The organism is Mycolicibacterium xanthum, assembly GCF_019710635.1.
GTDB lineage: Bacteria > Actinomycetota > Actinomycetes > Mycobacteriales > Mycobacteriaceae > Mycobacterium > Mycobacterium xanthum.
On the sequence record NZ_JAIFZS010000116.1, the window covers coordinates 1 to 4,007 of the forward strand.

Genomic DNA, 4,007 nt, shown 5'->3' on the forward strand with positions numbered 1-4,007 from the left:
CATCGCGGTTGCGCCGTTTGGTCTCCCGCAGGTACACCCCTACACCGATAGCACATATCAGCTGGTGAAGTCCAGCGACACGCCTGAACTCGTGTGCCTACAGGAATTCACGGTTTCGGCGACTACCGAAGCCTCCTACCAGCACAATCGCTCCGCCCTACCCCGAAAATGTGCCTACGAACTGCGGAAGTCGGGACAGGTCTTGACAAGAATTCCTCAGAAGAAGAGCTATTCGACTACTGTAGCGTCGGCGGGGAATGTGATGTTGAGGGGATGCGAATTGATAAGGCGCTATTTGGCCGCGGCACTGTCGATCACTGCTGTCATGGCAGTCCTGCATGGTGAATCGGCGCCAGCTGCTAGCGCGGCGCCCGATCCATGGATTATGCCCGACGTAGAAAATATGGTGTTACAAAGGGCAATTGACACTGTGCGCGACGTGATTGGTGACGACGTGGAGCTGAAGATCGGCACTAGCGATACCAAGGGCACCCGTGAGCAGTACAACTATGCTTACTGGACCGTCTGCTGGCAATGGCCCGCGGCGGGTGACGAGATTTCGCAGCAGGACGCATCGGTAGGCTTTGGCGTCAAGCGACTGTCCGATGACAACTGTTGGGCCTAATTTTGGTCATTGGGCGATGTTTCCGCAGACTACTTCTTCGGGGTGGATTGGGCTCTCGGCGCTGCGACTCAAAGCCCCACCCGATCGCGGAAGCTTAAGAGAAACATCGACCGCAGATGGGTCTCCATCGGCGTCGAGGGCGGATGACCAATCCGCAGATCGAAGTTACGCCACGAACGGCGCGACGAACGCAGATTGTTCAACAGCTTGTCGGCCCGCGCCAACTTTTCAGGCAGTCGACGCACCTGTTCGGGCAGGAAGGATCGAGTCCCATAACGATGGCTGATCGTGACGGTACGAAACACGATGGCCTCAATCCCTTCCCTGGGAAAAGGGCATCGAGGCCATCCTCGCTGTTCAGCGCCACCAAAACGCGAATCAACGCGCCGACTTTTCCGAGCTCGAAGTAGTTAGGTGTAGGCCGGATGAAGCGTGCCGGTCAACTCGCTTCCTCGATCAAGCCTGGCGGACCGTCGAGTTGTCCGCCAGCAACGCTCGCGGCCGCTGCAGCGACCTCCTGGGGTCTGGTGCGGAACCAGGCGATTGTGCGGCGAAGCCCTTCCTCGGCATCGATCCGCGGTGACCATCCCAACAGTTGCCGCGCCTTGCTGATGTCAGGTTTGCGACGAGTTGGGTCATCAGTCGGCAGCGGGTGGTGCTCCACGGTGGAGCTTGACTCGGTTTGCGCCAGAACCAACTCGGCAAGCTCGCGGACTGTTCGCTCGACTGGATTGCCGAGGTTGATCGGCCCCTCGGCGTCCGAGTCGATCATGGCAACCAGGCCGGCCACGAGATCGTCCACGTAGCAGAAACTACGGGTCTGGCTGCCATCCCCGTAGATCGTCAGCGGGTCGCCATTGAGCGCCTGGGTGATGAAGCTCGTCACCACTCGCCCGTCGTGGGGTTGAATCCGCGGGCCGTAGGTATTGAATATGCGAACAACCCCGGTGTTGACCCCCAGCGATCGGCGGTAGGCAAACGTCAGTGCCTCGGCGAACCGTTTGGCCTCGTCGTAGACGCTTCGCGGGCCAATCGGATTGACATTGCCCCAATAGTCCTCGTGCTGAGGATGCACCAGCGGGTCCCCATAGACCTCACTGGTGGACGCCAGCACGAACCGGGCGTTGCACCGGTTGGCCAGTTCCAGTGCGTGCTCAGTACCGCGGCTGCCTGCCGCGAGAGTCTCGAGCGGTCGCCGTTGGTAGTCAGGCGGAGAGGCCGGACTGGCCAGATGGGCGACCACATCGATGGAGCCACCGACGTGCAGTCCTTTGCTGACATCTGAACGCTGGAAATCGAAACTGGGACGGCCCATCAGCCCGGCGATATTACTCATCCGGCCCGTTGACAGGTCGTCAACGCATACAACCGTGTCACCGCGGCGCACCAATGTCTCGGCCAAGTGGGAACCCAAGAACCCCGCGCCACCTGTGACAAGTACCCGCATAGTTACCCCCCTGGTCCGGCAACATAACGTTCAGTCAGGCTAGCATGCGGAGTGGTATTTCCACATGGCAATGTCTGAACCTTAGCCTCGATCCACCGATGAATTGGGATAGCTGCGGCCCGGGTGGCTGTTGCTGACTGGTTCTGGTGGTGCGCAGGGAGTATCTGCATCTGCTGGCCTGTCCAGCTTGTCCTTGTGTGTTCCACCTCCTGTGGTGGGTTGCCAGCCGCTGTCGGGGTCGCTGAAGTCTTCGGGCCAGGGTGCCGGAATACCGTGCTCGTCGTACCAGCCTGTGTAGCCGGTGTCGGCGAGTTGGTCGAGGTAGGCCTGGCGGGTCAGCCCTTGGGCCGAATTCTGCTGGGAGGCTCGGGGTGGTCATGCTGCCGGGCTCCAGTTCGGGCAGGCCGTTGGTGGCCGGCGGGGCGGGTTCGGGTTTGCCGGTGGCGGCGGCGCGGGCCAGGACGTCCAGGCCGAGGTAGCGGCGGCCTTCGGCCCATTCGTCGTGTTGTTCGGCCAGCACCGCTCCGACGAGCCGGATCACCGAATCCCGGTCGGGGAAGATGCCGACAACGTCTGTGCGCCTGCGGATTTCGCGGTTGAGGCGTTCATTGGGATTATTGGACCAGATCTGACGCCACAACTCCTTGGGGAACGCGGTGAACGCGAGTATCTCAGCGCGGGCACCATCGAGGTGCTCAGCCACCGCGGGCAGCTTATCGGCCAGCGCCTCGGCGACACGGTCGAACTGGGCGCCCACCGCCGCGGTGTCGGGCTGGTCGTAGACCGAGTGCAGCAAGGCTTTGACCCAGCCCCAGGAGCTTTTCGGGGTCACATCCATCAGGTTGGCGGCGTAATGGGTACGGCAGCGCTGCCACGCCGCGCCCGGTAGGTTCGCCGCGATCGCCTCCACCAATCCGCGGTGAGCATCGGAGGTGACCAGTGTGACCCCGTGCAGGCCACGGGCGACCAGGTCGGCGAAGAAGGTGTTCCAGGCCGGGCCGGTCTCACTGGTGGCGACCTTGACACCGAGCACCTCGCGGTGCCCGTCGGCGTTGACCCCGGTAGCCACCAGCACCACGGCGTTGACCACCCGCCCCTGTTCGCGGACCTTCATCGTCAACGCGTCCGCCGCCACGAACGTAAACGGTCCCGCGTTGGCCAGCGGGCGGGTGCGAAACGCCTCGGCCTGGGTGTCGAGGTCGGCGGCCATCCGCGAGACCTGTGACCTGCTCAAGCTGGTGATGCCCAGCGTGGCCACCAGCTTGTCCATCCGCCGCGTGGACACTCCGAGCAGATAACAGGTCGCCACCACCGAGATCAGCGCGGCCTCCGCGCGTTTGCGGCGCTCCAGCAACCATTCCGGGAAGTAGGAGCCCTTCCGCAGCTTGGGGATCGCCACATCGATCGTGCCGACCCGGGTGTCGAGCTCGCGGTGCCGGTAGCCATTGCGCGAATTGGTCCGATCCGGGCTGGACTGCCCGTACTCGGCCCCGCACACCGTGTCGGCGTCGGCGCTGAGCAGCGCATTGAGCACCGTCGCAAGCAGATCGCGCATCAAGTCCGGCGACGCGTCGGCCAGTCCCTTCTCCAACAGCGCAGCAGGGTTCAGAATATGGGGAGCGGTCATCGTGATGGTTCCTCTCGAGAGTGCTTTGGAAGGCTCACTCGAAGGATCACGCGGTGACCGCGTCCTCGTCCCGGCGACACACCGGACAACGATCACACGATCCGCGTTACACCACTATCAGGGACGCAACTGCGAGTGACATTCCCCCGAGACCGTGGAGGCATCAGCTATAAGGAGTAGCGATGTCAGAGAAACGGAAGAAGTACGACCGGGAGTTCCGTGAGGGGGCTGTGCGGATCGTGCGTGAGACGGGTAAGTCGATCGCCGCGGTGGCACGCGACCTGGGGATGCATGAGGGCACGCTGGGC

The 4,007-nt window shown here is 62.7% G+C and carries 4 protein-coding genes and 1 pseudogene; 2 read left to right on the top strand and 3 right to left on the bottom strand.

The genetic code is table 11. The features are described 5' to 3' along the window. Positions 1–625 (top strand): hypothetical protein (locus tag JDV09_RS26215; protein WP_221372052.1); only part of this gene is annotated, 625 nt, incomplete at its 5' end. A gap of 68 nt (positions 626–693) precedes the next feature. Here the strand turns inward: JDV09_RS26215 and JDV09_RS26220 are convergent. The 3 genes and pseudogenes from JDV09_RS26220 to JDV09_RS26230 all read right to left on the bottom strand — a co-directional run. After that, positions 694–930 (bottom strand): hypothetical protein, encoded by a 237-nt coding sequence (locus JDV09_RS26220; protein WP_221372053.1) that lies wholly within the window; start codon positions 928–930, stop codon positions 694–696. Positions 931–1,064: 134 nt separating this feature from the next. Further along, the gene (locus tag JDV09_RS26225; RefSeq protein WP_221372054.1) at positions 1,065–2,072 is read right to left on the bottom strand and encodes a UDP-glucuronic acid decarboxylase family protein; all 1,008 of its coding nucleotides are present in this window, start codon (positions 2,070–2,072) and stop codon (positions 1,065–1,067) included. Between the two features lie 439 nt (positions 2,073–2,511). Beyond that, a pseudogene (locus JDV09_RS26230) lies at positions 2,512–3,699 on the bottom strand (IS256 family transposase); the annotation flags it as partial. A gap of 182 nt (positions 3,700–3,881) precedes the next feature. Here JDV09_RS26230 and JDV09_RS27605 point away from each other — a divergent pair. Further along, positions 3,882–4,007 (top strand): transposase (locus tag JDV09_RS27605; protein WP_221372055.1); only part of this gene is annotated, 126 nt, incomplete at its 3' end.